Origin of the sequence: Vibrio sp. 1727 (assembly GCF_033344415.1) — a bacterium.
Lineage (GTDB): Bacteria > Pseudomonadota > Gammaproteobacteria > Enterobacterales > Vibrionaceae > Vibrio > Vibrio alginolyticus.
The window spans coordinates 303,146-328,388 of the sequence record NZ_JAWPOT010000003.1 but is presented as its reverse complement, the minus strand read 5'-3'; the positions used below and the strand labels follow the sequence as shown (position 1 = coordinate 328,388).

Genomic DNA, 25,243 nt, shown 5'->3' with positions numbered 1-25,243 from the left:
TTAACATCTGAGGGTGCGAATTGAAAAAGAAAATAGGACTTTATTGGTTCACGAACGACTTGCGATTGCACGACAACCCACTGTTGAAAAGCGCCAGTGTAGAAATGGACGAGTTAATTTGCTTGTATTGCTACCCTTCAATGACGCCTTACTTGCATCACTTTGCGCAGGAAGCCTCTTTCGGGCGTGCGAAATTGCAGTTTCTCGACTTATCGCGTAGTGAACTCAATCAATCTTTGAATCACCTTGGTCAGCGATTATGGGCGGTTGAACTGACGCCCGATCAAGCAATCAAGTATGCTGTTAATCGCTTCGGCGTCACACATATATATGCTGACGCCTTTCCCGGTTCGGATGAGCAACAAGCGTTAGATCGCGCAGTTGAAGGCGCGTCTCATGTAAAAATAAAACAGCAAGCAATCCGGACCCTGTTAAGGGAAGGACAACTGCCATTTGACTTGAGCAATCTGCCTACGACTTTCACGCAGTTTAGAAAGCAAGTTGAAGGTTTAGACATCTCTCGGCCCCACGAGAGTATCCGTTCGTTACCTCCAATTCCTTTAGGTGTGAATCTTCCTTCCGTTACTGCATATTACTTTGACACAAAAGCTGCGTTTCATGGTGGAGAAAGCCGCGGGCTTGAACATTGTCGCCAGTATTTTGCTTCCACACTAGCCAGTGAATACAAACAAACACGCAATGGTTTAGATGGCATGGATTACTCCACCAAGTTCTCTCCTTGGCTAGCTCATGGGTGCGTTTCTCCGAAAACTATTTATGCCATGTTGAAACGTTATGAAGCGGAGAATGGTGCAAATGATTCAACCTATTGGATTTACTTCGAACTGCTTTGGCGTGAATACTTTTATTGGTATGCACGTCGATACAAGCGACAGCTCTTCCGATTCGGTGGCATCCAAAATCAAGCACCACTCACCAGCTTTTACGCGCATCGCTTCCAACAATGGAAGAAAGGTGAAACGCCATTTCCTATCGTGAACGCGTGTATGCATCAGCTTAATGAAACCGGTTATATGTCGAATCGTGGCAGACAGTTAGTTGCCAGTTGTTTAGTGCATGAGCTTGGCCTCGATTGGCGTTATGGCGCGGCGTACTTTGAGTCACAACTGGTTGATTACGATGTGGCATCAAACTGGGGAAATTGGCAATACCTAGCAGGCGTTGGTGCTGATCCGCGTGGTTCACGACAATTCAACCTCGAAAAGCAAACCGAAATGTACGATCCGCACATGGAGTTCATCGATAGGTGGCAAGGTCGTTGTGCTGGCGCGCATTTGGATAGTGTAGACATGGTCGATTGGCCGATTGTGATGGGCAGCAGTGACAAAGCTTCGTCACCGGAGAAACCGTAATGCAATTTGAAACCGTACGATTGATCTTGGGCGATCAACTTAACAGTGAGCACTCTTGGTTTCAGCAACCGGATGAGCAAGTGCTTTATTTGATTGCAGAGCTCAAGCAAGAGAATACTTACGTCACGCACCATATTCAGAAAGTGTGTGCGTTTTTTTCTGCAATGGAACAGTTTGCGCAAGAGCGTCAGAGCGAAGGTCATCAAGTTCTGCACCTCACACTGGATGACACACAATCCTTCGACGATCTTGAGCAAGTCTTGCAACACTACGTGAGCGAAGTTGGTGCAAGTAAGTTTGAATATCAACGCCCGGATGAATACCGTTTACTAGAGCAGTTAGCCAAACTAAAGCTTGATGGGGTCGTGACGCGTTGTGTCGATTCGGAACACTTTTTGTTGCCGTTTGAAGAAATAGAATCGCAGTTTCCTCAAGGCAAACACATTATGATGGAGCACTTTTATCGCCGCATGCGCAAGCGCTTCGACATCTTGATGCAAGACGGAAAACCCGTCGGCGGAAAATGGAATTACGATGCCAATAACCGTAATAAGCTCAAAGCCAAAGACATTGAACAACTGCCACAACCTTTGATGTTCAGTACCGACGTGCGTGGCATTGTTGAGCGGTTGGCAAAACATGGCATCAAAACCATCGGAAATCTCGAAGGGGACTTGTTGTGGCCGATTAATCGCGCGCAAAGCTTGTCTTTACTCGCGCATTTCTGCCAAGTCTGTCTGCCGTTATTCGGACGTTTTCAAGATGCCATGACAGGCCAGCACGATGCTAAGTGGAGCTTGTATCACAGCCGAATTTCATTCTCGCTCAACAGCAAATTGCTGCACCCGAGAGAAGTCATTGATGCTTCACTCAAGGCGTTTCACTCCAACGCAGATATCGACATTTCTCAAGTCGAAGGGTTTATTCGCCAAATCTTGGGATGGCGAGAATACATCCGAGGCGTCTACTGGGCGAATATGCCTCATTACCCGAAAAAGAACGAGTTGGGCGCAGACAGAAAGCTGCCAGACTTCTTTTGGAATGGCGAAACCAAAATGGCATGTATGCGCAATGCGATTGGGCAGTCTCTCGATTATGCCTACGCACACCACATCCAACGTTTGATGGTCACCGGTAACTTTTGTTTGCTAACCGAGATAGATCCAGACCAAGTGGATGAGTGGTATCTCGGTATCTATGTTGATGCGATTGAATGGGTCGAAATGCCGAACACTCGTGGCATGGCATTGTTTGCGGATGGCGGCATTGTTGGTACCAAACCTTATGCGGCGAGTGGTTCTTACATCAACAAAATGAGCGATTACTGCAAGGGTTGCCATTACGACAATAAGGCGAGGAGCGGGGAAAGATCGTGTCCGTTTAACAGTCTTTATTGGCGCTTTATGAACAAGCACGACAAGCGTCTCGCAACCAACCCACGAATCGGGATGATTTTCCGCTCTTGGGACAACATGGAAGAACAGCAGCGCCAAGCGATACTTGATACCGCAGAGCACTACATAGAAAACGTGGAGAACTTGTGATGGAAATACTCATCGTCGGTGGCAATGGTGGAATTGGTTTGGCGATGGTTCAAGAAGCCGCAGCTCGGTTCCCTCAAGCGCACGTGCATGCCACTTATCGTAAGCAGCAACCAGATTGGCAACATCCAAATGTCGTTTGGCATCAAGTGGATGTATCGCAAGACGAGCAGGTAAAAGCGTTCAGTGAGCAGATTGAACACGTCGATTGGTTAGTGAACTGCGTTGGTATGTTGCACACCCAAGAGAAAGGCCCTGAGAAGAATCTTAATTCGCTCGACGCTGACTTTTTTCAGCAAACCATCACGGTTAATACTTTGCCAAGTTTATTGTTGGCGAAATACTTCACGCCCAAACTAAAACGCAGTACTGCACCTAAGTTTGCGACCATTTCGGCCAAAGTTGGCAGCATTAGCGATAATCAGTTAGGTGGTTGGTACAGCTATCGAGCATCGAAAGCCGCATTAAACATGTTCCTTAAAACCATGTCGATCGAATGGCAAAGAATGGTCAAACACGGCACTGTGCTGTCACTTCACCCAGGCACCACAGATACAGTTTTGTCGGCACCTTTTCAAACCAATGTGCCAGAAGGAAAGTTGTTCACGCCAGAGCGAGTTGCTAAGGATCTATTAAGCTTGATAGAAAAAGCGACCCCGCAAGATAGCGGGGCGTTTTGGGCTTATGATGGGACGTTATTACCTTGGTAAGAGAACGCGTACAAACGCTGATGCAAAGGAAATAGCGTTTTCCAGAGAGGGTCGGAGTGACCTACGTTTTCGTTGATTTATTTCTTCGGCAACGCTCAGAACAATAAACGATTTCCTCCCAATTTCGCGCCCACTTCTTTCTCCAAGAAAATGGGCGCTGACAGACCGGACAGACTTTCATGGGAAGGTTGGATTTAAAACCTTTCATTGCGCTGAATGTTCACTCCTAATTTGGTTAAAACAGTGGTCTAGCTACTTATCAAATAGGTACAGGTAATCGCCGTAGCCTAAACTCGCCATCTTGTTCACTGGTACAAACTCCATTGCGGCTGAGTTCATGCAGTAACGTAATCCCGTTGGCTTAGGGCCATCTTTAAATACATGGCCAATATGCGAATCACCAAACTTACTGCGGATCTCTGTGCGTGGATAAACCAATTTAAAGTCGGTTTTCTCTACGATGTAGCCTGGGTTAATGGGTCTCGTAAAGCTTGGCCAACCTGTGCCAGATTTGTACTTATCCGTTGATGAGAACAAAGGCTCACCAGTGACGATATCAACGTAAATGCCTGCTTCATTGTTATCCCAATACTTGTTGTTAAAAGGACGCTCTGTACCTTCTTCTTGTGTCACGTAGTATTGAAGCTCAGTCAATTTAGCTTTGATTTCTTTGTCCGAAGGTTTCTCGTATACCTTTACTTTCGTCACCAACTCTTTTTCGTTGATAAGTTCACGAAGTGTTTTTGGGTTGTCTTTACGATCTTCACCAAACACTTCGTCGAGGTACTTATCGCGACCTGATGCGTAGCGGTAGTATTTGTACTTCAGGCTACTCTTCTTGTAGTAATCCTGATGGTACGACTCCGCAGGGTAAAACTTTTCAAACTCGATAAGCTCTGTTTTCAACGGTTTTGGATAGATCATCGCCTTGTCGATTTCCATCATAAACTGCTCAGCAATCTGCTTTTGCTCCGCATTATGATAGAAGATCGCCGGGCGGTATTGGGGACCACGGTCGACGAATGAGCCTTTGTCGTCAGTCGGGTCGATATGGCGGAAGAAGTAGTCCAGCACTTGTTCGTAGTTCACGACAGCGGGATCGTACTTCACCTCAATCACTTCAATATGACCAGATTTACCAGAAGAGACTTGGCGGTAAGTCGGGTTTTCAATATGACCACCTGAATAACCTGATACAACATCGATTACGCCGGGCAGTTGCTCTAAATCCGATTCTGTACACCAGAAACAACCGCCAGCTAGCGTTGCGATTCTTGTATTCTCTGAAGCCTTCAGCTTATCGATCGTATCGGCGGTACCTGTTTTACTCAATAGTAGAAACAAGACTGGAAGTGCGAAGGAGAAACCGGCCAATAACTTAGACATATTCTTCATAGCTACCTCATCGTTATTTTTGTAGAAAGTGTTACTTAAATAAAAAGTGTTACGTATAGAGAAAGGTAACCGAGCGAAAAAATTACAGTAATGTTGAAAATTCCGTTGCCCTTTTATGCGATAGAGCTAAAGTATCGACAAGAAACACACCGCTAGTAAGGGCAACGATGCCTTGAATAAGCGATGCTAAATGAGGTAAATCATGCAAGCTGAAGTTAAATGGATAGAAGATTTTAAATTCCTTGGGCAATCTCAGTCGGGCCACTCCGTAGTGATGGATGGCAATGGTGGTGCAACCGCACCAAGCCCAATGGAAATGGTACTAATGGCTGCTGGTGGCTGTAGCTCTGTCGATGTTGTTGATGGTTTGAAAACAGCAGGCCAAAAGGTTTCGTCAGTTAATGCCAAGCTAACCACAGAGCGTCGTGAAACCGCACCGCGTATCTTTACGCAAGTGAATATCCACTTTGAAGTGTCAGGTGACGAGCTTGACCCAGAAGTCGTAGCAAAAGTGGCGGCTGACTCGCTAGAAAAATACTGCTCGGTTTGCTTAATGCTAGGCGAAGGTGTTGAGATGACCCACAGTTGGGAAATTGTGTAAGTTGACAGACTCCACAAAATATAAAAACAGGAAAGAGAAAAGTCCGGGCTTTTCTCTTTTTTTATTTCGCAGTTCACGTACCTTGTGAAGAATCTGAAAGCAGTAATTGCAGGTTGTAGGAGTCTTCCAGTGACAGAACTAGAAAAAATGATGTCTGGCCAGGTCTTTGATGGCATGGACAAAGAAATTGACGCCATTAGAAGCCATGCTCTTCAAGCACTTAGAGCGCTTAATAATAACACCGACGAAAGTCAGCGCGACGAATTGCAAAAGCAGCTATTTGGCAAGGTAGGCCGTTGTATTGTCCAGTCCCCTTTTCATTGTGAATTTGGTAAGACCATCGAAATAGGTGAAGAAACCTTTATCAACATGAACGTGGTCATGCTCGATGGTGCCAAAATTACCATCGGGAACCACGTGCTCATTGGACCGAGCGTGCAATTCTATACCGCTTCTCATTCTGTTGATTACCGCAGTCGCCGACGTTGGGAAACGTTTTGTAAACCCATCACGATTGAAGATGATGTGTGGATTGGCGGTAACTCCGTCATTAACCAAGGTGTGACGATTGGTGCTCGTTCGGTTATTGCGGCGAACTCGGTAGTCAACCATGATGTGCCGCCAGATTGTCTATACGGAGGCACGCCAGCTAAGTTGATTCGCCGTCTCAACGAAGAAGAGTAAGAATCGATAGTGATGGCATGATGACTCGCTTTACAGGCGTAAGAGAATCATGCCAGCAGAAAGGGATAATTCATCAAGGAGCCTAAGATGTCGAACAAGACAGAAGTCCTCATGTGCCCTACATGTGTGGTAGAAACGCATCATGTCGTGGTGTTAGTTAGAAAAAAAAGTGGCTTTGAAGGTGATAAAAATCGCAAAAAGAAAGAGTTCATCGCTGGCTTTCTCAAAAGTGTAGTATTCGGCGCCTTCCTTGCCTCTATGGATGAATTTGAACGTCATTTGATCTGCGAAAACTGTGGTCATAAAACCATTCAATAGTAACTGATAGTCCTTCTTTCTCTGCATAAGTTCATAAGTGCGGTTTGAAGCACTGGTTATTCAAATCGCATCATCCTCTTTTAGTGCTTTTGCTCTTCTTGTGTTCCTCTCTCAAAAATGAGTCACATTAGTACGCATTTTAACCGCTTGGATACAGATAACTCACTGCTATATATAATAAATTTTGGTGGGAAATACGTGTTTCAGCTCGATGTTTAAACTCTGTTCTATCGACACGTTTTGGGTCAGTAAATACTTAAATTTCGTTTGCTTTATGTTGTATGTAGCGCAATTGTGTGAAATTGGTCACATTAACGTTTAATTTATAAAAAAATAATTAATGAATAGTAATTCACAAATATGCTGACCGTATGTGCTATTTAGTTTTGATTTATCTTTTGTGTATTCATTTGGTGAATGTTTTGTTGTTTTTAGATTGACTAAAGGTTTGATTTTCTATTCAAACTTGTGAAAGGTTGAATGGATATATTAGAAAACATGAATTTGATCTTGTTTCTATCTTTTGTTTTAAATGCGAAATTCATTATTAACAACGGATGGTTTTGATGATTTCTCTTATGTGTATCCCACCAATTTTAGAAATTGAAAATTAAACTCTCTCAATACAATAACGACTAAAATTAAACGGAATGATGTTCTTGTATTTTTATTGTATTTTAACTTATACATTTTGACTCATTCATTTTAACTGTTTTTGTTGGTTTTAAGTTGTTGATAATAATTGTCTTTTAACTTTTGTTTTAATGACGTTGCTTTGCTGCTTCTTTAATGTTGTGGTGTGTGGCTTTATTTATAAAAAGTCATTTTAAAGTACGTTTTTAAGCAAAGTAGAACGCGACAATACTCAGATAAATAGTATTAAAAAGTTAAATAAGGATTTAACCATAAGAGTAATTTTATGGTTGATAGGTTTATTGGGGTTGATTATCTGAATTTTTATGGAATTTCATCCCAATAATCTGTTTGTCTTTAAGTTTATTCTAATGAACTTAATTCTCATGGAAGTTTCAAAACATGCAGCACACAACAAAGTGGATGATGACGCCGCTTGCAATGTTGTTGGGTACGCTGTTTTCAGCGCCATCATTCGCGGTGGAAACGAGTGTAATTGATAGCACTAGCACGCCTGAATCTACACAAAATGAAGGAGATACGTCCTGTATTGTTTGTAAGTTTAGTGGGGCCGTTTACCTATCTTACGATACAAACATTTACGATAAAGACGACTACCGTTCTGTCCGCAATTTCTCGTGGGGAGGCGATCTCGTTTATTCCTTTTCGAGCGACACAAAAGCCTATTTTTCTACGGGGGGCTATCGTGCCCTAGAAGATGAAGTCGGCACCTACGCGACAGATTCGGTGTTGGGCTTGCAATACACGAACCTATATCGCTTTGGAGATACAGGGAAAATCGGCGTTGCGGGTCAGCTCACCATTCCAACTTCAGAAACATCTCATAAAGATGAACTGCACACCGCGGTTCGTTTAGATGTGCCGATCTCTTTTTCAGCTTGGAGCGTCGATTTTTCGGTTTCGCCAAGACTGAGAAAAAATTTCCACGAATACAAAACCATGGGGGGACGCTCGCTGACTGAGTGGACTTACTCGTTGTTTGCTGTTGCGGAAAAGTCGTGGGAATCGTTCGCAGTGGGGATCACGGCGTTAGGTGGTAACAGCATCAGCTATCAAGGTACGCGCAGAAGCAGTTGGCAGTATGAGGGGGCGTTGTACGGCACATACGAGTTTGATGAAAGCTGGTCATTGCTACTCGCGGCGTCATCAACGGGTTTCTATCACGATGCAGAGCGAGGCACCTTGGGCAACATCGATTTGTTGGACCAAGAGAAAGCATCTTACATCGCGACAGTGACTTACTCCTTCTAGGAAAATAACAACAATTAAGGATATCCAAATAATGTTTAAAAAATTGACTCTGGTGTCAGCAATAACGGCCGCACTTGCAGGCTGTGGCGCAGATGATCAGGCGTATGACTATGTCGAAAGAGATGCAAAAGAAGTCGCAGTAAAAGACCTTAAAGACGGTCGTTGGTTTTACGTTCCGACGACTGGTGCCGCGCCACGCTTTGCTCTGAACCAATTCCCATTCTTGCAAGGCTCACCTCGTTACGTTGAGCTTTGTTTTACCAAAGAAGGTCTGGAAGTTCGCAGTTACGATAAAAACTACCCAGACGCGCATCTAAGCAAAGATGCTAATAACTACTGCGGTGAAGAGAAATTTGTCGCAGACGACGACGGCGTTAACTTCGCGCAAGTGCTGACGATTCCGGGTGACTTTGCGGCGTATCGCTGTCAAGAAGACGCGCATGGTGATTGCACCAACAAAGAAGAAACCAATGAAGACGCAAGCCTAAACTACAAGAGGAAAACCCACTTCACTCCTCGTCCTGAAGATCTCGAAATTGCAGAATTCAATATGGAAGATCTGTATGGCATTACCGAGGGCATTGATGAAATTGGCGCACCACGATTGATCTCGTGGGACTTTGACCCTAAAAACGGTCTTCTCAATTTCGAACTAGAGCGCACGTTCCGTATCGATTTAGATAATATTTCCGACTACATCAACTTTGCAACGAAAGCGAGCTTGGATGAAGCGCTTGTAGATGGCGCGTTTAAATCTCGTTTCTACTACTCGTTAGTGCACGAAAGTGAAGTGGCAACCGAAGGTTACCAACCGATCTTGTACCCAGTGGGTGATGAGAACGACATTGGTTTCTTCACCACGTCGACGAAAAAGCTTAACCCAGTCACGAATAAATACGACCGTGATGTGGTTTACCTCAATCGTTTCAACCCAGATCAAGGCTCTATCAAATATTACTTGAGCGACAATTTCTTTGAAGAGAAGAACAAGTTGTTCTTGGATGCAACGCTGCAATCGATCGACAAGATGAACCAAGCGCTGAATGTATTTGGGGCGGATGCAGGCAAGCCTGAAATCGAGATTGTGAACAAAACCAAAGCGGCTGGTATTCACCCAGGAGATCTGCGTTACAACGTGATTAACCTGATTGACGAGCCTTTAGCTAACGGTCTGCTTGGCTATGGCCCGTCGGTTTCTAACCCGATGACGGGGGAAATCATCAAAGGCCACGTGAACCAATACGCAGGCGTTGCAAGAACGGGTGTGCCTTTCTATTGGGATAACTTGGCGCGTTTCTATAATCGTAATCAACTGGACTTAGATGGCTTAGATCCATTGCCAACCAGCAGCGAATCTGTGAAAACAGAAGTTGCGGATAGAATTGAAGCGCTTTCTACAATGGCGGCGATGGCGAGCCTGAAATCGGATGAAAACATTCATGCGCCGCTCGTTTCAAAAGAAGACATCGTTTCTGGAAAAGCAGCGACGAAGAGCCCAACTCAGCTAATGAAAAACTTCAATGATGACATGGAGTTTGAAAAGGTGGTTGAAGCTGAAGAGAACCGTTTGTCTTTCTGGGCAGAGAACAACGTCTATCCAATCGAAGCGTCGTGGGTTTCTTCAACCAACAAGGCCATGTTGGACAACTTGAAGTTGGATGACGAGCGTTACTTTGAGATCAAACTTGATGACGCAGGTAACGAAGTATCACGTCAGCTTAAGCGTTGGAAATACCTGCCAAAAGAGTTGCAAGTGAAAGCCGCAGATGCGATTACGGTTGCGACTTACAGCAATACGCTTGTTCACGAGCTTGGTCATAACATGGGTCTGCGCCATAACTTTAAAGGCTCAAATGACAAAGCGAACTACTACACGCTAGAGCAAGCGCATCAACTCGGCTTGAACAACATTCCTGCTTACAGTTCGACAATGGACTACGCACCAAGCATGTTGGATGAAACGCCAACTTGGGGTCTGTACGACATTGCGGCGTTTAAGTTCGGCTACGGCCGTAAAGTCGAGACGATTCAAGATTCTTCAGGTTCAGCTCCTACACCTGTTGCGAAACCGGCAGACAGTGCGAGCGATGAAGACAAAGCGGCATATGCTCGTTACCTCGCTGATCAGCAAGCCTACCAACAAAGCTTTGCATACAAGTTTGGCAACAATCCAGACAACACATCGCTGATGGTGTGTTCTGAAGTGAAGGCGCTAACGGGGGACGAGAAAGGCAAATCACTCTACAACTGTGACTTTAGCCGATTCGATATCGCTGCGTTGTCTGATGATCCTGAACTGAATGCGAAAACTCGTTATGGCGCACTTTACTACCTAGATAAAGTGAATGAAATTGAGCGTAAGTCTTACGATTTCTGTACCGATGGGAACGTTTCTCTAAACAGCGACTGTAACCGTTTTGACGAAGGTACAAACCTAGAAGAAATTGTTTCTTACGAGTGGCAGAACTATCTCGATAGCTATGATCGACGCAACTTGGAGTTATATGGGACCACAGGATTATTCTCGTCCGATTATCCTGGTTACTTAGTGCGCCGTTACATGGAAATGAGCGCTATCCGTGACAAGATGGAAGATCTTGAGCGCATCGATAACCTGTACACCAATTTAGGTTACACTTCGTCAACGGATAAGCCGGGTGATTTCTTATTGCGCCTTGCTTCAAACCCTCAATACTGTAGCGAAGGCAAAGCCGATAACTCATGGTTCTGTGATTATGCGAATGGGGCGAAAAAATCCGCGGCGTTCTTCCTTGATATCTTGCGCACACCAGAGCATCAATGTGTGATAGAAAATGCGGCAGGCAACCAAAAAGTGATTTCTTTTGGTCAACTGTTAGACAACAACTCACACCAAATTCCGGCTGATTACGATCTTTCAACAGCCAGCTGTTTTGATGATTTGGCAGCACGCTTTATCGAAGATTCAGATGAGGGCTATATAGCTGTTGCGGAAACTGCGAATGGACGCTTCCTAAACTCAATTGGTAGCTTTGACCCGGATTACCCTTGGTCAAATGCGGTGTCTGTGTTGGGTAACTGGCCAGACAAAGCGCTTGCGAGCCACTTCTTAGCACGTCGATTCTCGAACCGTTTTACCGATGAGGTGAGCTTTGCATCGCTGCTTGATATCCCTGGGGTGCAAGCTGAATACGAAGACATCATGGGCAACATCGTGGCAAATGATGCGTTAAATACGCCAGTTAAATTGGTGGGTAAAGACGGTAAGGAATACACCAATCTAAAAGGTGTTACCGTGAACCTACACATCACTGAGCAAATGGAGTCCCTACCACCAATGCCTCGTGGTATTGCAAGGTTCCTTGATATTGGCGCAGAAGGTCGCGGACGTGTTGGCGATGTCATCTTGAGAATGGGTGTGCGCCAAATGAAGTCTTACGACTACACAGTGAAGACTCGTGGTCAATCTCAGTTTGATACGTTTACGAAGCAACAAGACCGCTACGGTATTATCGCGGGTGACAAGGTTGAGTTTGTTATCGACGGCGAGAAGTTTGTGGCAACAAAAGCAAACAAGCTGGCTTACGACTACGCAAATCAACTGGTGACGTCCAAAGGTTACGATCTAAAAACGTACCTAGATAGCTATGAGCATGCAACACTAAACAAGGTTGCAGAGAGCATCGATAGCGCTTGGGGGCCATTCCGAACAGCGATTGTCCCAGCGTTCCACGATCCTGTATTGCTGCTGGATGCGCCAATGGTCAACGCAATGAAGCGAACCATTGATGCGGATATCGCGGCAGGTGTGCTGTCGTTCAGCCAGTCTTTCATCAACTTTACGACAGCGAATGTGACTTCGGGTGATTTGGTCATCGATGCAACTTCGGGCACATTGAGCTACAAAGGTGGTAAAGCGCACGATGAGCTGAAAGCGTTCGAAGCTTACACTGATGCGATGCTTTTGATTTACAACGATCACGCCGAAGACATGATGTTCGCGGTCGACAATGTGTACGCAGGGTACATGGCGTCTTCAGATGCTGACAAAGAACTTTGGCTGAAAGATCTCAATATGATTCAAGCGTATTTGCGTGGTGATATTGGCGCTGTAGCTGGTGATTACTACAAGATGCTTGATCGCCTACCAACGGCAGTGAGTTTCCAGTAAATAACTCTTAATTCACTCATACAAAGGCCTGCAGCAATGCAGGCCTTTTTCGTCATAGGATTGATGGAATTTAGGAGTGAAAGATGATCTGTCCGTCTTCTGTCATCACAAGTGTCGCTTTGCTTTGTTCGATAAGTTGGGCAGCATAAGAAGGGGTAACTGCCTGCATATCACCTTTAGATCGAAGAGTTAAAGACTCCCACGCTTGATCTCGATATTTCCCTGCTTGGGTGTATTGAATCAGTACTTTCATAGCTTCACGCTCCGGTGTGGTTGACGTGCTACTTAAGTTAACGATCTTAGGTTGGTTGCGCATCTGTTAAAAATGAAACATTAGTTTAACTAAATGTGCCTTTCCAAATATCTCGCATTGAGCAGAGCAATTTGGAATCCTTGTGATGGAGGGATGAAAAATACTCAATCTTTCGATTCATACTGCGCAATATAATGTTTGAGAGATTTGGTTTCCGCACTCTGAAACTCTTCATCGTGCATACGCAGTGCTTGGATACGGTCGAGGCGGAACTGGCGGTAGCCATCGCGCAATTCGCACCAGGCGACCAGCGTCCAGACTTTGCCCCAAAAGAACTGGCCTAACGGTTGGATTTTTCTTTCGGTCACTTGTCCGCTTTCATCTTGGTAATCCAAACTGACCTTAAACTGATGATCAATCGCGTGGCGCAGAAGCTGCCCTCGTTTGGCAGTCTCGGATTGGGTGTGATAATCGGGCACAATCAGCGGACAATCTTCCACTTGTTGTTTGAGCTTATCGGGCAATACCGAAAGTATTTTGGTGGACGCAGAGTGAGACGCTTCGGCGAGTTCAACATCCGACCAGGCTCGAACCATCCGCATACCCAGTTCAAGCGCCATCATCTCTTTTTCTGAGAACATCAAAGGCGGCAGATGAGAGCCAGCTTGCAACAGGTAGCCAACACCTGCTTCACCTTGAATCGGAACACCAGAACTAAGCAACGACTGAATATCGCGATAAATCGTACGTTCGCTAACTTCCATTCTTTCTGCGAGCTCTTTCGCTGTCACGGCGTAACGCTTTGCGCGCAGAAGCGTCAGTAGCTCAAACAGTCGTTCTGATTTGCTCATGATGTTCCTTATCTAGACCTACTGGTTGTTAGTGGTAGTGTGGCTGATTACTTCTCTAGCTCACTGCACATTTTTAAGTTGTGATGTTTAAGCTCGAAGCTTTCGCAGTCAATCATTGATAACAGAGGCTGAAATTCAACGGCTTGCTTAATCTGTTTTCCCGCCTGTTTTGCATCGTCCATTGAACGCCAGTAAATGATGTCTGTCCACACACCGTCAGTCGCTTCGTGACTGAGTGAGCGATACAAAAAGCCCGGCAGATTCTTCACAAACGTTTGTGACTGTTTGGCAGCGGCGATCACGTCTTGCTCTGTTGTGCCTGCGGTTAGACGAAATTGCACAGTTTCGATAACGGTTTCCATATTGTGATTCCTTATTGGTTTTGGCGGATTGCCTGTTGAGTTCCAAATAAGGTTACGCGGATGGAATGTCAGAACATGTCAGTAGTGAAATCTCACTCACTTATCATCAATATGGTTATTTTTCTGGGCTGTTGTAACGATCCCAGTAAGGTAAATCTGTGCCGAGTTTTTCGCTGATAAAATCGATAAAGGCCCTTACTTTCAACGGCATGTGCTTGCGCTCAGGGAACACTGCATAAATGGCGTGTTCTGGTAGAGAGTACTCTTCCATCACCGGTTTTAGATTTCCTGCGGCAAAGTCTCTTCCTGCAATAAATGTTGGCAGTTGCGCAATGCCCGAACCTCTTAACAGCAACTGGCGAATGGCTTCGCTGTTATTGACGATAAAGTTTCCTTTTGGAAGTACCTTGTATTCGCTGCCGTTGTTGATGAACATCCATTCGACGCCGCCACGGAAATAGGAGTAGCGCAGGCAGTTGTGACCGACTAAATCACTTGGTTTTTGTGGTGTTCCAAACTCCTCTAAGTAATCTGGTGAGGCACAAAGCACACTTTTACAAGGGGCGAGACGTTTTGCGATTAGATTGGAAGAGGTGAGTTCACCAATACGGATCCCCAAATCAAAACCGTCTTTAACCAAATCGACCATTTTGTCTTCGAGGTTTAAATCCACTTCAATTTTCGGGTAACGAGCGAGAAACTCGCTGATCAAAGGCGCGATATGCAGCACACCGAAAGACATCGGCACGGTAATTTTGAGCCGACCTTGTGGAGAGCCTTGCAGTTCCGATACCGCGTCTACGCCTTGCTGGGCCAGATTGAGCGCTTGAGAAGCGTACTCAAAATAGCGTTCTCCCGCTTCGGTCAGGCTCAGCTTACGCGTAGTTCGGTTAAGGAGACGAATGCCCAAATCGTCTTCTAGTTGGTTGATGCGTTTGCTGATCGCCGATTTCGTCAGATTCAGCTGTTTGGCCGCAAGGGAAAAGCTGCCGCATTCGACAACAGCAACAAAAACGGGCAGGGAGGCAATCGCGTTCACATCAATCTCCTATTATCGTGAAGCATTTATTGTTGAGCACAAGGATACAATTAATTTCCAATTATAGAGATTATCTTCAAGAAGAAAACAATCTAGACTATGCACCAGTATTACGACCTTGATTTTGGGAAGAAGAAAATGAAGTACGATTGGATCCTGTTTGACGCTGACGAAACCTTATTCCACTTTGATGCTTTCAAAGGTTTGCAGCTTATGTTTTCTCGCAAAGGCGTAGATTTTACTGAACAAGATTTTGCTCATTACCAAACCGTAAACAAACCGCTTTGGGTGGATTACCAAGACGGCAAAGTAACGGCAGATGAGCTAAAACATAAGCGTTTTACCGAGTGGGCTGAGAAGCTGAATACCACAACAGCAGATCTCAATAGCGCATTTTTAGAAGCAATGGCCGATATTTGCAGCTTGTTGCCAGGTGCAAAAGAGCTGATGGAAGCGCTGCAAGGCAAAGCCAAAATGGGCATCATCACCAACGGTTTTACAGAGTTGCAAGCAATTCGCCTTGAGCGCACAGGGATGACTGAGTACTTCGATAAAGTGGTGATCTCTGAACAAGTGGGCGTAGCAAAACCGGACTTAGGTATTTTTGAATACGCGATGCAGCAAATGGGCAACCCATGCAAAACGCGCGTACTGATGGTGGGTGACAACCTGCATTCCGATATTCTGGGTGGTAATAATTTTGGTATTGAAACTTGCTGGTTAAATACCACAGGCGCAAGCGTCGATGAGCGTATCGCACCAAATTACACCGTTGAGTCTTTGAGTGAACTAAAGAACATTTTGGTGGCGTAACCGAATCGGGTATTATTCCGCAGTAACCCTCAGAAAAATCAAGGAATAATCATGTCAGACATCAAACAGCTAGACAGCAAAGTCGTTTACCAGAATAAGTGGATGACGGTGCGTGAGGACAAAATTTTACGTCCGAGCGGCGCAGAGGGCATCTATGGTGTGGTCGACAAACCTGATTGTGCTGCGATTCTGGCTATCGATAACGGGATGATTCACTTGGTTCAGCAGTACCGTTACACCGTAGGTCAACGTTGTTGGGAGATCCCACAAGGGGCGTGGGAATCAAACCCAGATGCGGATCATCTTGAGCTTGCCAAAGGTGAGCTGCGTGAAGAAACGGGCATGCAGGCGAGCGCTATGGCGTATGTCGGCGCGCAGTTTATCGCATACGGCTTTTTGAATCAGACATGTCACGTCTACTTCGCCAGTGATTTAACGGACGTGGGCAATCAACTCGACAGTGAAGAAGAGGATTTGATCACTCGCGCTTTTTCTGTTGAGGAGTTCGAACAGATGATGATCGACGGCACAATCAAAGATTGTGTCACCATCGCCGCTTATGGTTTGGCGAAGCTGAAGAAATTCATTTAGTTATCCATGACGATTTTTTAATGAAAACAGCGGCCTAGTGCCGCTGTTTTTAGTTTGGGTGAGTTCGTTGAGCCATCGCTTACTCGTCGATTTTCTTACCTAAGATTTCCACTTGCGCTTTTTTGGTCACCCCCGCGACTTGCAGCGCTGTGCTGCCAACCGATTCATAGTTCAACTCGATCTTGTCTAATTTCGCGTTATCTTTTGTTGGTAGGCTTAAACTTCTTGATGACATGCCTTTAGTCAGAACACCTAAACTGTCGAACGTCTTTTCCTGACCATCTTTCATGATTACTTTAACGCTTTTCAGATCGACCGTACCTTGCGTACATTTGATTTTTATGTGGCTGAAACGAGCGTTAGCAAATGGTGACAGTGGATTGACTGTGTCGGTTTCCGATTTAAAACTGACGGTCTTATCTGCAATCTTATCCCAATCGTTGTCTCCTGCAACCGATTGGAAAGAGGCTACAGCCGCTAAAAGACAGAGTGCGATGGTGTTGAACAGTTTCATAGCTTTTCCTTACCTTAGGTTTAGATATTCTGTTTAATCAGTTCGATGACGTGTGTGACTTCGTCTTGAGTTAAAGCCCCTTCTTTCACGAATAAAATTTCGCCTTGTTTATTTTGTACGATAATCGCAGAACTTTCTTGCTGTAGATCCCAAGTTGTTGCTAATACGCCATTTTTGTCTAACACCATGGAAGACCAAGAGAATGTCTTTTTGCTGTCCTCTGCCGACGATTTAACAAATGTACCGGTTCCCCAAATGGCGTCTTCTTGGTTGATCACGGTTGTGGTCTGATACTGATCTTCAGGAAAGTGAGCGGCAGTGATTGCTGACATCAGCGGCGCGTTCATCTCTTTGGCTTTACTACGACCTGCAATGGCTTGTATCACACGGACTTTGCCTAACATCTGCTGAGTTGCCCAAGGTTGATAAGCCACATCGTCTCCTTGCAGCGTCATTTCGCCATAGGTATCAATGCTGACGGAGGGGGTGGTTTGACCGACAGAAAGGTTATGAGAGAAGGCGAATGTCGGGGCGAGTGCGAGTAAGAGTGACAGAACAGATGGAGTTTTCATTGGGGGTTCCTGTAACGAAGTGAGGTTAGAGCGAATCAAAATAAGGGGCAAATACGATGCCCCTTATCGGATGTGGCGTTTAGTTAGAAAGTACAACGCGCGCATTTAGCGGTTGCAGCGGACGATTGTTTTGTCCCATGACTTCCATCAGTTTCGCGGCTTGATCTTTGGATAAGGTTTGAGTGTCTTTAAGCACAAACCAGCGCACACCTTCTGAACATGGCGGTGTGGTTAAAGAGCCGTTAAATCGATAGTAGTTTGCAGTTTTTGGCAGTAAGTCGTTAATCTCAAACGTATCTTTAAAGAAAGTGGTTTGATTCTCTTGTGGGATTGCGTTGAACAGTTTAGACAGTGCTGCGTTTTGATCGCCAGCATCAAACATCACCGAAATTACCGCCAACTCGCCGTCTGCGTTGGCGTGCACAAAGTGCGCTTCAAGTGAATATTGGCGGCCTTTGATTTGGTTTTCTGAAGGTGTGTGGAAATGGAACTGTTGCAGCTCGAACGTCTCGCCATCGATGGTGAAGCTGTTACGTCCGTTCACTTGCGCTTGCAGCGTATGACCATTGTTGGTTAAACCAATGACCTGACCAGTGTACGAAAGGTTCAGTGCTTCCAGTTTTGCATCGGCTGGGTTGTCGATGTTGATTGGGCTTTGGTTTTTCGTGGTTGCGCAGTCTTTGGCGATTTCTCCCCAGTGTTCTGGCCCGTGTTTGTCATTGCCATAGCCCCATTCCGAAGCCTGAGCCGCGCTTAGAGTGAGAAGTGAGAGTGAAAAAGCAAGTAGTGTTTTGTTCATAATAATGTCTCTGTTCGGTCGCTTCGATAAGCGTTGTTACAAGGCAATGACCTAGAGGTTTGATCACTGCCTGACAAATTAGAAACGGTGGCTGAGTTGGGCACCAATTAGGAACGCATTTGAATGGGTCACGCCCGTCACCATCGGTGCAGGAACACCTTCATACGCGTACTCTTCTACGTTGACATCTTCACCAATCAAGTACGTCATGCCGATGTCAACCGTGGTATCTGATGACCATTGGTAAGAGGCCCCCGCAGATAACCAGTGACGGTTCGAATCTGGAATAGAAAGCGAAGTCAGCTCATCGACAGGTGTTTTGTCGAACATGTAACCCGTGCGAAGTGTCCAACGTTCATTGGCGTACCAAGTCGCACCGATGGAGTAGTGCGCGGAGTCTTGCCACTGAAAATCTTTTAGCAACTGATCATCAGCTTTCAAGCTGTCAAATGCTGACCAACCAATCCACTGCACAGAATAGTGCAGGGCAAATTTAGGTAAGACGCGGTGATAACCGGAAAACTCCGCAATATCCGGTAGCGGCATAGCAAGCGAGTCGTACGATTCGCCAGCAAAGTGGATGTCGCCCTTGGCATCTATGTTAGGGCTGTGCTTGTAGCTTAAACCTAAGCGATGACGTTCGTTAAACTCGTACATCATGCCAATGTTCGCGCCAAGCCCAATGCCGCCAGCTTCCACATCAAGTGCGTTGCCTTTTACGGATCCACAGCGTTGTTCTAGTTCGTTTCCAAGTATGTTCCCACCAACGCAAACACCCACGTCCATATCGCGGTACAGCTCACCAGAGCCGTAAATCACATCAATACCACCACCGATACTAAAACGATCGTTCACCTTGTATGCCAAGCTTGCGCCAAGGTTGACACTCGCTACGCTGGTGACACCGCCAAAAACAGGTGCGCCATAGTTTGGTTTAAACTCCATGTCGGTTCCGAAGTTGGAATATGCCGATAAGCCTAGATACCAGTCGTCGTTGATAGGATGAATAAAGTAAAAATTGGGTACAACGGCTGGTTGACCAACGCCATCGACGTCATCAATGTCGGTCACGGTTTGAGAGAAGGACGGGGTAATGTCAACTTGAGGGGACGGAGGAAAACCGCCCATACCAACATTGACATCTGCATTAATGTTAGCTCGATGATATTGCGCATTTTTAACGGTAACGTCAGGTTTGACGTAAGTGACACCGAACGATAAGGCATTTTGTTTAAACAGCGTCATCGCTGCGGCGTTGCGGCTGACTACAGATGCATTATCACCAATGACGGCATCACCAGCAAAAGCACGACCAAGACCCGTCGCAGAATGTTCGTTAATTTGAAAACCACCGGCATACGCCGTCGAGGAGGCTAACCCGATTAATAAATAAATCGGTGAAAGAGTTAATTGTCGCTGCATGTTTTTCTCATGAATTAATTAGAAGTTGTATTGCAACTAAAATTAGTAAAATAAACAAACCTGACCAGTGTATTTAAGAGTAAAACTAACAGTGTGCTGACAATAAGTAAATTTAACTTAATAAATATTTATTGTTGAATTTATTAATGCTTCATGGCGTGAACATAGTAGTTATTTAAGTGTAAATTAAACCCTGGACCTCTATTTTTATTTTTGCGGTATTACTTCTCTATTTTTATTGTGCTGACTGTTCCCTAACAAATAGAGGGAAATCCAGCGATAAAGTGTCCGTGATGGAAACTCTGAGTCATTTGTATTTCCATTGCATCCCAACGTTGGTAGTTCGAATCAGCAAGAGAACTATCGTTTTAAACCCACATGACACACCCCTCTCGGTCTTACCTGTGTTATGTGGGTATTTTTTATTTAACTTGTCACTTAACTCCTCTTTAAATTCAATCATCAAAATGGCCATCATGAAATTTAAATTAATGGAATGTTGAATAATTTTGGATTTTACTGGTTTGTTAGTATTTAAAAGTTTTGTTTATAATACTTATAACTTGAATTTATATATTAAAAATGGTCTTTGTTATATGTATTGAATGATAAAGTTTTGAAGTGACTATAATATCTCTGATTTTTCACGTTAGTGAAGTTATTCATTCAGTTTCTTGACGTTAATTTACCTATCTTTACGTCTCGTACCCTGTACGGCTAAGACAAATAGCAGTATAAAATCAAAACGATTATTTACTTCACTCCTGCTATGAAACTCAATAAAAAATGGCTCGTTTTGTGTGGCCTACTTGCTATTGGTGCTGGTGGTTATCATTATCTGCAACGTCCAGAACCCATTTCTCCTTACGCGACAGAAGTCGTTCGCAAAGGCAATATCGAAAAGGCGGTATTAGCTAACGGCATGTTGCAAGCGTCCAAATTGGTGAATGTAGGTGCGCAAGTATCTGGGCAAATTCAACGCCTCGCTGTGAACTTAGGGGATGAGATAAAACAGGGGGACTTGATTGCACAGATTGACAGCCTGACTCAGCAAAACAGCCTCAAAGAAGCCCAAGCGTCTCTTAATAGTCTCAACGCTCAGTACCAGGCTAAGCAAGCGCAGATTAAACAAGCAAACTATGAATACGTGCGCCAAAAAGGCATGTTGGCAGCGAAAGCGAGCTCACGAGCTGATTACGAGAATGCCGAAGCGACGCTCGCCATCTACAAAGCCGAGTTAGCGCAACTGGATGCCGAAATCGAGAAAGCCAAAATCAACGTCGACAATGCGCAGTTAGATCTCGGTTACACCACCATCAACGCACCGATGGATGGCACGGTGGTCTACACCGCGGTGGAAGAAGGACAAACCGTAAACGCCAATCAAACCACGCCAACTATTATCGAGTTAGCCAAGCTAGATACGATGACGGTGAAAGCCGAAATTTCGGAAGCCGATGTGATTTTTGTTCACCCAGGCCAAATGGCGCTGTTCACCATTTTAGGCAAACCGAATCAGCAGTTTAAAGGCACACTGCGCGCCATTGAGCCGGGGCCAACCATCATGGATGGCGATGACAGCGATTTGAGCATTTCAGATAGCGACGCCATTTACTACAACGCTGTATTTGATGTGAAGAACCCGCAAGGTATTTTGCGCATCGGCATGACTGCGCAAGTTTCGATTGTCCTTGAGCAATCGGAAAATACCTTGATTGTCCCTTCACAAGTGCTGCAAAAATCTGGCGGCAAAGGCAACTATACCGTGCCAGTGCTTGAACAGGGCCAAGTGGTGCAAAAGCCCGTGACAGTGGGTATTAACAACAAAGTGAACGCAGAAATTCTCTCAGGTTTGAAGGAGGGCGACCAAGTTGTTCTTGGCAATGCTATGGATGGAGAATCATCAAGCCGAGGTGATCGTCGTCGACCTCCAATGAGGTTCTAAGATGAGTGACGTGCTTTTAAAAGTTGAGGATTTAACTCGACGATTTGTCTCTGGCGACGAATCGCTTACTGTGTTGAACCACATTAATTTAGAGATAAAACGCGGTGAAATGGTCGCGATCGTGGGAGCATCAGGTTCAGGTAAATCGACGCTGATGAATGTGCTCGGCTGCTTGGATAAATCGTCCAGCGGTCGATACTTCATTAATGGGCAAGATGTCTCGACGTTGGAATCTGATCAACTGGCGGAACTGCGCCGCGAGTATTTTGGCTTTATATTCCAGCGTTACCATCTGCTGGGGGATTTAACCGCGGTGGCAAACGTGGAAGTACCGGCGGTTTACGCGGGAGTTCCTCATCGTCAAAGAACGGATCGAGCGCAGTCACTATTGGCTCGCTTGGGGCTGGAAGATCGTTTGACCCACAAGCCCAGCCAACTGAGTGGTGGCCAGCAACAGCGCGTGAGTGTTGCTCGTGCACTGATGAACGGTGGTGAGGTGATTCTCGCTGATGAGCCCACTGGCGCATTAGACAGTCACAGTGGGCAAGAGATGATGGCACTGCTTAAAGAGTTGCATCAACTTGGGCATACTATCATCTTAGTGACTCATGATATGAACGTGGCGAACTTTGCGGATCGCATCATTGAAATCAAAGATGGTGAAATCATTGCAGATACGCCAAATGCACAAGTTGTAATCAATGAGCAAGCAGCAAAGACACCGAGCGCATCTTTTCATCGCCCAGCGCAAGCCGCCAGTAAGTGGTGGAAGTGGGACAGTTTTATTGACGCGCTAAAAATGGCGCTGCTGGCGATGTCTAGCCACAGAATGCGCACGTTTTTGACCATGCTCGGCATCATTATTGGTATAGCCTCGGTGGTTTCCGTGGTGGCACTAGGTAATGGTTCACAACAGCAAATTTTGTCGAATATTTCATCCATGGGAACAAACACCATTGATGTCAGGCCGGGCAAAGGGTTTGGTGACCGCCGCTCCGGACGAGTGAAAACGCTAACCGCCGACGATGCTAAATCGTTGGAGAGTCTACCTTTTGTCGACAGTGTCACGCCGTCTTTATCCAACAGCTTAACCGTGCGTTACGCCAATCAGGATGCAACCGCGTCTGTGGAAGGGGTTGGGGAAGATTATTTCCGTGTGCGCGGTTATGAGATTGCCAAAGGTCAGTTTTGGGATGAAGAGAGCGTGAACTCACTCGCCCAAGAAGCAGTGATTGATGACAACACCAGAAAGGAAATGTTTGCGGATAGAAATCCGATTGGTGAAGTGATTTTTCTTGGTTCATTGCCAGTGCGTATTGTGGGTGTCACGCAGAAAAAAGAAGACGCGTTTGGTAACAGCGACGCGCTGAAAATTTGGGTGCCATACACCACTATGTCGGGACGCATGATGGGACAACGCTACCTCAACGGCATTACTGTACGGATTGATGAGAACGCCCCAAGTGCGGCGGTAGAGCAGAGCATCATCAACTTGTTAAAAATGCGCCACGGTACAGAAGATTTCTTCACGATTAACACTGACACCATTCGTCAGAGCATCGAGAAAACCACCGCAACCATGACGTTACTGATCTCAGCGATTGCGGTGATCTCCCTAATTGTCGGCGGAATTGGCGTAATGAACATTATGTTGGTGTCGGTGACAGAGCGCACGAAAGAGATCGGTGTGCGAATGGCTGTGGGTGCGCGGCAAGCGGATATTTTGCGTCAGTTTTTGATTGAAGCGGTACTGGTGTGTTTGTGTGGTGGCATTGCTGGTATTGGCTTGGCGTTTTTGATTGGTTTTGCATTCAGTACATCTGGCAGCAGCTTCCAAATGATTTACTCAATGAACTCGATCATCTGGGCGTTTATTTGCTCAACGTTGATTGGCATCGCTTTCGGCTTTTTACCCGCTCGCAATGCCGCCAAACTCGATCCGATAGAAGCGCTAGCGAGAGACTAAAAATGAGTAACACAATGAAATTCAAAACTCGATTGGTCGCGGCTGCCTTAAGCGCAGTGTGGTTGTCAGGTTGTGGTTCGCTTATGCGTAGCGACTATCAAGCTCCTGAGGTGCAAGTGCCTGCAAATTGGCAACAGATGCATGTTGCGGGTGATGTCAGTATGGATCCTTGGTGGTTGGCGTTTAACGACCCAACGCTTAATCAATACATTACTCAGGTGTTGGCTCAAAACAACGATTTGACGCTGGCAACGCTAACGCTAAAGAAAGCGCGTTTACAGCTGGGTTTAGCGCAAGATGACCTTTTCCCTACGTTGAGTTCTTCCACATCAGGACAAGTTCAAAAATCTCTTGATGGCGGGGAATCGGCAGATAGCTACAGCACTAACTTGTCCGTCAATTACGAGTTGGATTTGTGGGGAAAAATCTCGGCGGACGTTGACCAAGCCAAGTGGACGGCGATGGCAAGTCAACAAGATCGCGAGGCGACCGCACAAAGTTTGGTGGCAACGACGGCATCGTTATATTGGCAAATTGGCTATCTGAAACAGCGCTTAAACCTCAGTCAGCGTAATGTGGAAGACGCAGCTCAAACGCTACAATTGATTGAAAAACAGTACCAACTTGGCGCTGTGGATCAGTTAGATGTGCTTGAAGCCAAACGTACGTTGGCAAGCTTACAAGCGCAGCAAAGTGAGTTTGAACAGAGTTTACTTGAGGCAAACAACGCCTTTGCGATTTTGTTCAATCAACCGCCGAAGAGCATCAGTGCAAACATCCAAATGCTGCCTGAAGGCGATATGCCATCGTTGAGTGTTGGTGCTCCGTCTGATTTATTGATCCGCAGACCCGACATTAAAGCAGCGATTTATGAAGTCAAAGCCGCGCTAGCAAATAAAGACGCAGCAGATTTGGACTACTTGCCTAAGCTGACGCTCACTGGGGCTTTGGGTGGATCGTCACAAGCGCTCAAAGACCTGCTTTCCAACCCGATCGGCAGTTTAGGTGCAGATATGACGTTGCCGTTTTTGCAGTGGAATGAGATGAAAAATAGCCAAGCCATTGCCGATTTAGACTATCAATCGGCTATTGTAAGTTATCGCCAAGTGTTGTACGCCGCATTCCAAGATGTCGAAAATGCCTTGTCGGCACGCGAGAAATTGAAGTATCAGGCGGCGCGTTTACAAGAACAATATGATGCCGCAAGTGCCGCTGAGTCCATATATGCCGCGCGGTATCAGTATGGCTCGACATCGATCATGGACTATTTGAATGCCCAAGAAGACACCAGAAACGCACAAGCTTCTTTGTTGGAGAACCGCTACAACCAGTTTCTCACTCAGGTTACGCTTTACCAGTCTTTAGGAGGAGCCGACGTTGCGCCGTTGTAATTAGGTGTCAGCTCACACTAGCGAAGCGCCATGCAACAAAGCCTTTTT

At 45.6% G+C, this 25,243-nt stretch carries 23 protein-coding genes; 13 read left to right on the top strand and 10 right to left on the bottom strand.

The window, feature by feature from the left end; translation table 11 throughout:
* The first annotated feature begins 20 nt into the window (after positions 1-20).
* From R8O10_RS05840 to R8O10_RS05830, 3 genes are read left to right on the top strand one after another with little or no spacing between them, the layout of a single operon-like run.
* The gene (locus R8O10_RS05840) at positions 21-1,373 is read left to right on the top strand and encodes a DASH family cryptochrome (protein ID WP_318191199.1); all 1,353 of its coding nucleotides are present in this window, start codon (positions 21-23) and stop codon (positions 1,371-1,373) included.
* The gene (locus tag R8O10_RS05835) at positions 1,373-2,917 is read left to right on the top strand and encodes a cryptochrome/photolyase family protein (RefSeq protein WP_318191198.1); all 1,545 of its coding nucleotides are present in this window, start codon (positions 1,373-1,375) and stop codon (positions 2,915-2,917) included. The genes R8O10_RS05840 and R8O10_RS05835 overlap by 1 nt, the downstream gene beginning before the upstream one ends.
* Positions 2,917-3,624: an SDR family oxidoreductase gene (locus R8O10_RS05830; RefSeq protein WP_318191197.1), complete on the top strand. Its 708-nt coding sequence runs from the start codon at positions 2,917-2,919 to the stop codon at positions 3,622-3,624. The genes R8O10_RS05835 and R8O10_RS05830 overlap by 1 nt, the downstream gene beginning before the upstream one ends.
* Before the next feature lie 61 nt (positions 3,625-3,685).
* On the opposite strand, the gene R8O10_RS05825 is transcribed toward R8O10_RS05830, so the two are convergent.
* Both R8O10_RS05825 and msrB read right to left on the bottom strand, forming a co-directional pair.
* Complete coding sequence (locus tag R8O10_RS05825; RefSeq protein WP_005374142.1) at positions 3,686-3,832, bottom strand: DUF2256 domain-containing protein; 147 nt, start codon at positions 3,830-3,832, stop codon at positions 3,686-3,688.
* 44 nt (positions 3,833-3,876) lie between these two features.
* Positions 3,877-5,019, bottom strand: a complete 1,143-nt coding sequence (gene msrB, locus R8O10_RS05820) for a peptide-methionine (R)-S-oxide reductase MsrB (protein WP_318191196.1) — start codon at positions 5,017-5,019, stop codon at positions 3,877-3,879.
* Positions 5,020-5,221: 202 nt separating this feature from the next.
* Here msrB and R8O10_RS05815 point away from each other — a divergent pair, with 202 nt between their 5' ends.
* From R8O10_RS05815 to R8O10_RS05795, 5 genes are all read left to right on the top strand, one after another.
* Positions 5,222-5,620 carry an OsmC family protein gene (locus tag R8O10_RS05815; RefSeq protein WP_005374132.1) on the top strand — a complete coding sequence of 133 codons (399 nt, stop codon included), beginning with the start codon at positions 5,222-5,224 and terminating at the stop codon, positions 5,618-5,620.
* Positions 5,621-5,749: 129 nt separating this feature from the next.
* Complete coding sequence (locus R8O10_RS05810; RefSeq protein WP_017819734.1) at positions 5,750-6,304, top strand: sugar O-acetyltransferase; 555 nt, start codon at positions 5,750-5,752, stop codon at positions 6,302-6,304.
* 87 nt (positions 6,305-6,391) lie between these two features.
* Positions 6,392-6,622, top strand: coding sequence for a hypothetical protein (locus R8O10_RS05805; protein WP_318191195.1), 231 nt, complete (start codon positions 6,392-6,394; stop codon positions 6,620-6,622).
* 1,035 nt (positions 6,623-7,657) lie between these two features.
* On the top strand, positions 7,658-8,527 hold the full coding sequence (locus tag R8O10_RS05800) for a hypothetical protein (protein ID WP_213893587.1): 870 nt from the start codon (positions 7,658-7,660) through the stop codon (positions 8,525-8,527).
* 31 nt (positions 8,528-8,558) lie between these two features.
* Positions 8,559-12,677, top strand: a complete 4,119-nt coding sequence (locus tag R8O10_RS05795) for a M66 family metalloprotease (RefSeq protein WP_318191194.1) — start codon at positions 8,559-8,561, stop codon at positions 12,675-12,677.
* A 70-nt stretch (positions 12,678-12,747) separates the two neighbouring features.
* Here the strand turns inward: R8O10_RS05795 and R8O10_RS05790 are convergent, their stop codons facing one another.
* The 4 genes from R8O10_RS05790 to R8O10_RS05775 all read right to left on the bottom strand — a co-directional run bounded on the left by R8O10_RS05790 (position 12,748) and on the right by R8O10_RS05775 (position 15,182).
* Positions 12,748-12,930, bottom strand: a complete 183-nt coding sequence (locus tag R8O10_RS05790) for a hypothetical protein (protein WP_005393690.1) — start codon at positions 12,928-12,930, stop codon at positions 12,748-12,750.
* 164 nt (positions 12,931-13,094) lie between these two features.
* On the bottom strand, positions 13,095-13,781 hold the full coding sequence (locus R8O10_RS05785) for a helix-turn-helix transcriptional regulator (protein ID WP_213867539.1): 687 nt from the start codon (positions 13,779-13,781) through the stop codon (positions 13,095-13,097).
* A gap of 47 nt (positions 13,782-13,828) precedes the next feature.
* A complete protein-coding gene (locus tag R8O10_RS05780) occupies positions 13,829-14,143 on the bottom strand; it encodes a hypothetical protein (RefSeq protein WP_025637937.1) in 315 nt (104 codons plus the stop codon).
* A gap of 115 nt (positions 14,144-14,258) precedes the next feature.
* Complete coding sequence (locus R8O10_RS05775) at positions 14,259-15,182, bottom strand: LysR family transcriptional regulator (RefSeq protein ID WP_005374110.1); 924 nt, start codon at positions 15,180-15,182, stop codon at positions 14,259-14,261.
* A 138-nt stretch (positions 15,183-15,320) separates the two neighbouring features.
* Here R8O10_RS05775 and yjjG point away from each other — a divergent pair, with 138 nt between their 5' ends.
* Positions 15,321-15,995, top strand: coding sequence for a pyrimidine 5'-nucleotidase (yjjG, locus tag R8O10_RS05770; protein ID WP_005374109.1), 675 nt, complete (start codon positions 15,321-15,323; stop codon positions 15,993-15,995).
* A 51-nt stretch (positions 15,996-16,046) separates the two neighbouring features.
* Positions 16,047-16,586: an NUDIX domain-containing protein gene (locus tag R8O10_RS05765; protein WP_020834877.1), complete on the top strand. Its 540-nt coding sequence runs from the start codon at positions 16,047-16,049 to the stop codon at positions 16,584-16,586.
* Between the two features lie 79 nt (positions 16,587-16,665).
* On the opposite strand, the gene R8O10_RS05760 is transcribed toward R8O10_RS05765, so the two are convergent.
* From R8O10_RS05760 to R8O10_RS05745, 4 genes are all read right to left on the bottom strand, one after another.
* Positions 16,666-17,100, bottom strand: coding sequence for a hypothetical protein (locus R8O10_RS05760; protein ID WP_005480927.1), 435 nt, complete (start codon positions 17,098-17,100; stop codon positions 16,666-16,668).
* 20 nt (positions 17,101-17,120) lie between these two features.
* Positions 17,121-17,672, bottom strand: coding sequence for a YtfJ family protein (locus R8O10_RS05755; RefSeq protein ID WP_005480925.1), 552 nt, complete (start codon positions 17,670-17,672; stop codon positions 17,121-17,123).
* A gap of 79 nt (positions 17,673-17,751) precedes the next feature.
* Positions 17,752-18,471 (bottom strand): carbonic anhydrase family protein, encoded by a 720-nt coding sequence (locus R8O10_RS05750; RefSeq protein ID WP_318191193.1) that lies wholly within the window; start codon positions 18,469-18,471, stop codon positions 17,752-17,754.
* Positions 18,472-18,549: 78 nt separating this feature from the next.
* Positions 18,550-19,893: an OmpP1/FadL family transporter gene (locus R8O10_RS05745; protein WP_005497916.1), complete on the bottom strand. Its 1,344-nt coding sequence runs from the start codon at positions 19,891-19,893 to the stop codon at positions 18,550-18,552.
* A gap of 769 nt (positions 19,894-20,662) precedes the next feature.
* Here R8O10_RS05745 and R8O10_RS05740 point away from each other — a divergent pair.
* Genes R8O10_RS05740 through R8O10_RS05730 form a run of 3 tightly spaced genes read left to right on the top strand, consistent with a single transcriptional unit; the run spans position 20,663 to position 25,195 of the window.
* Positions 20,663-21,838 carry an efflux RND transporter periplasmic adaptor subunit gene (locus R8O10_RS05740; RefSeq protein WP_213971496.1) on the top strand — a complete coding sequence of 392 codons (1,176 nt, stop codon included), beginning with the start codon at positions 20,663-20,665 and terminating at the stop codon, positions 21,836-21,838.
* A gap of 1 nt (position 21,839) precedes the next feature.
* Entirely contained in the window at positions 21,840-23,804 is a 1,965-nt protein-coding gene (locus R8O10_RS05735) for a MacB family efflux pump subunit (RefSeq protein WP_318191192.1), read from the top strand.
* A gap of 14 nt (positions 23,805-23,818) precedes the next feature.
* The gene (locus R8O10_RS05730; protein ID WP_081048933.1) at positions 23,819-25,195 is read left to right on the top strand and encodes an efflux transporter outer membrane subunit; all 1,377 of its coding nucleotides are present in this window, start codon (positions 23,819-23,821) and stop codon (positions 25,193-25,195) included.
* Positions 25,196-25,243 lie beyond the last annotated feature (48 nt).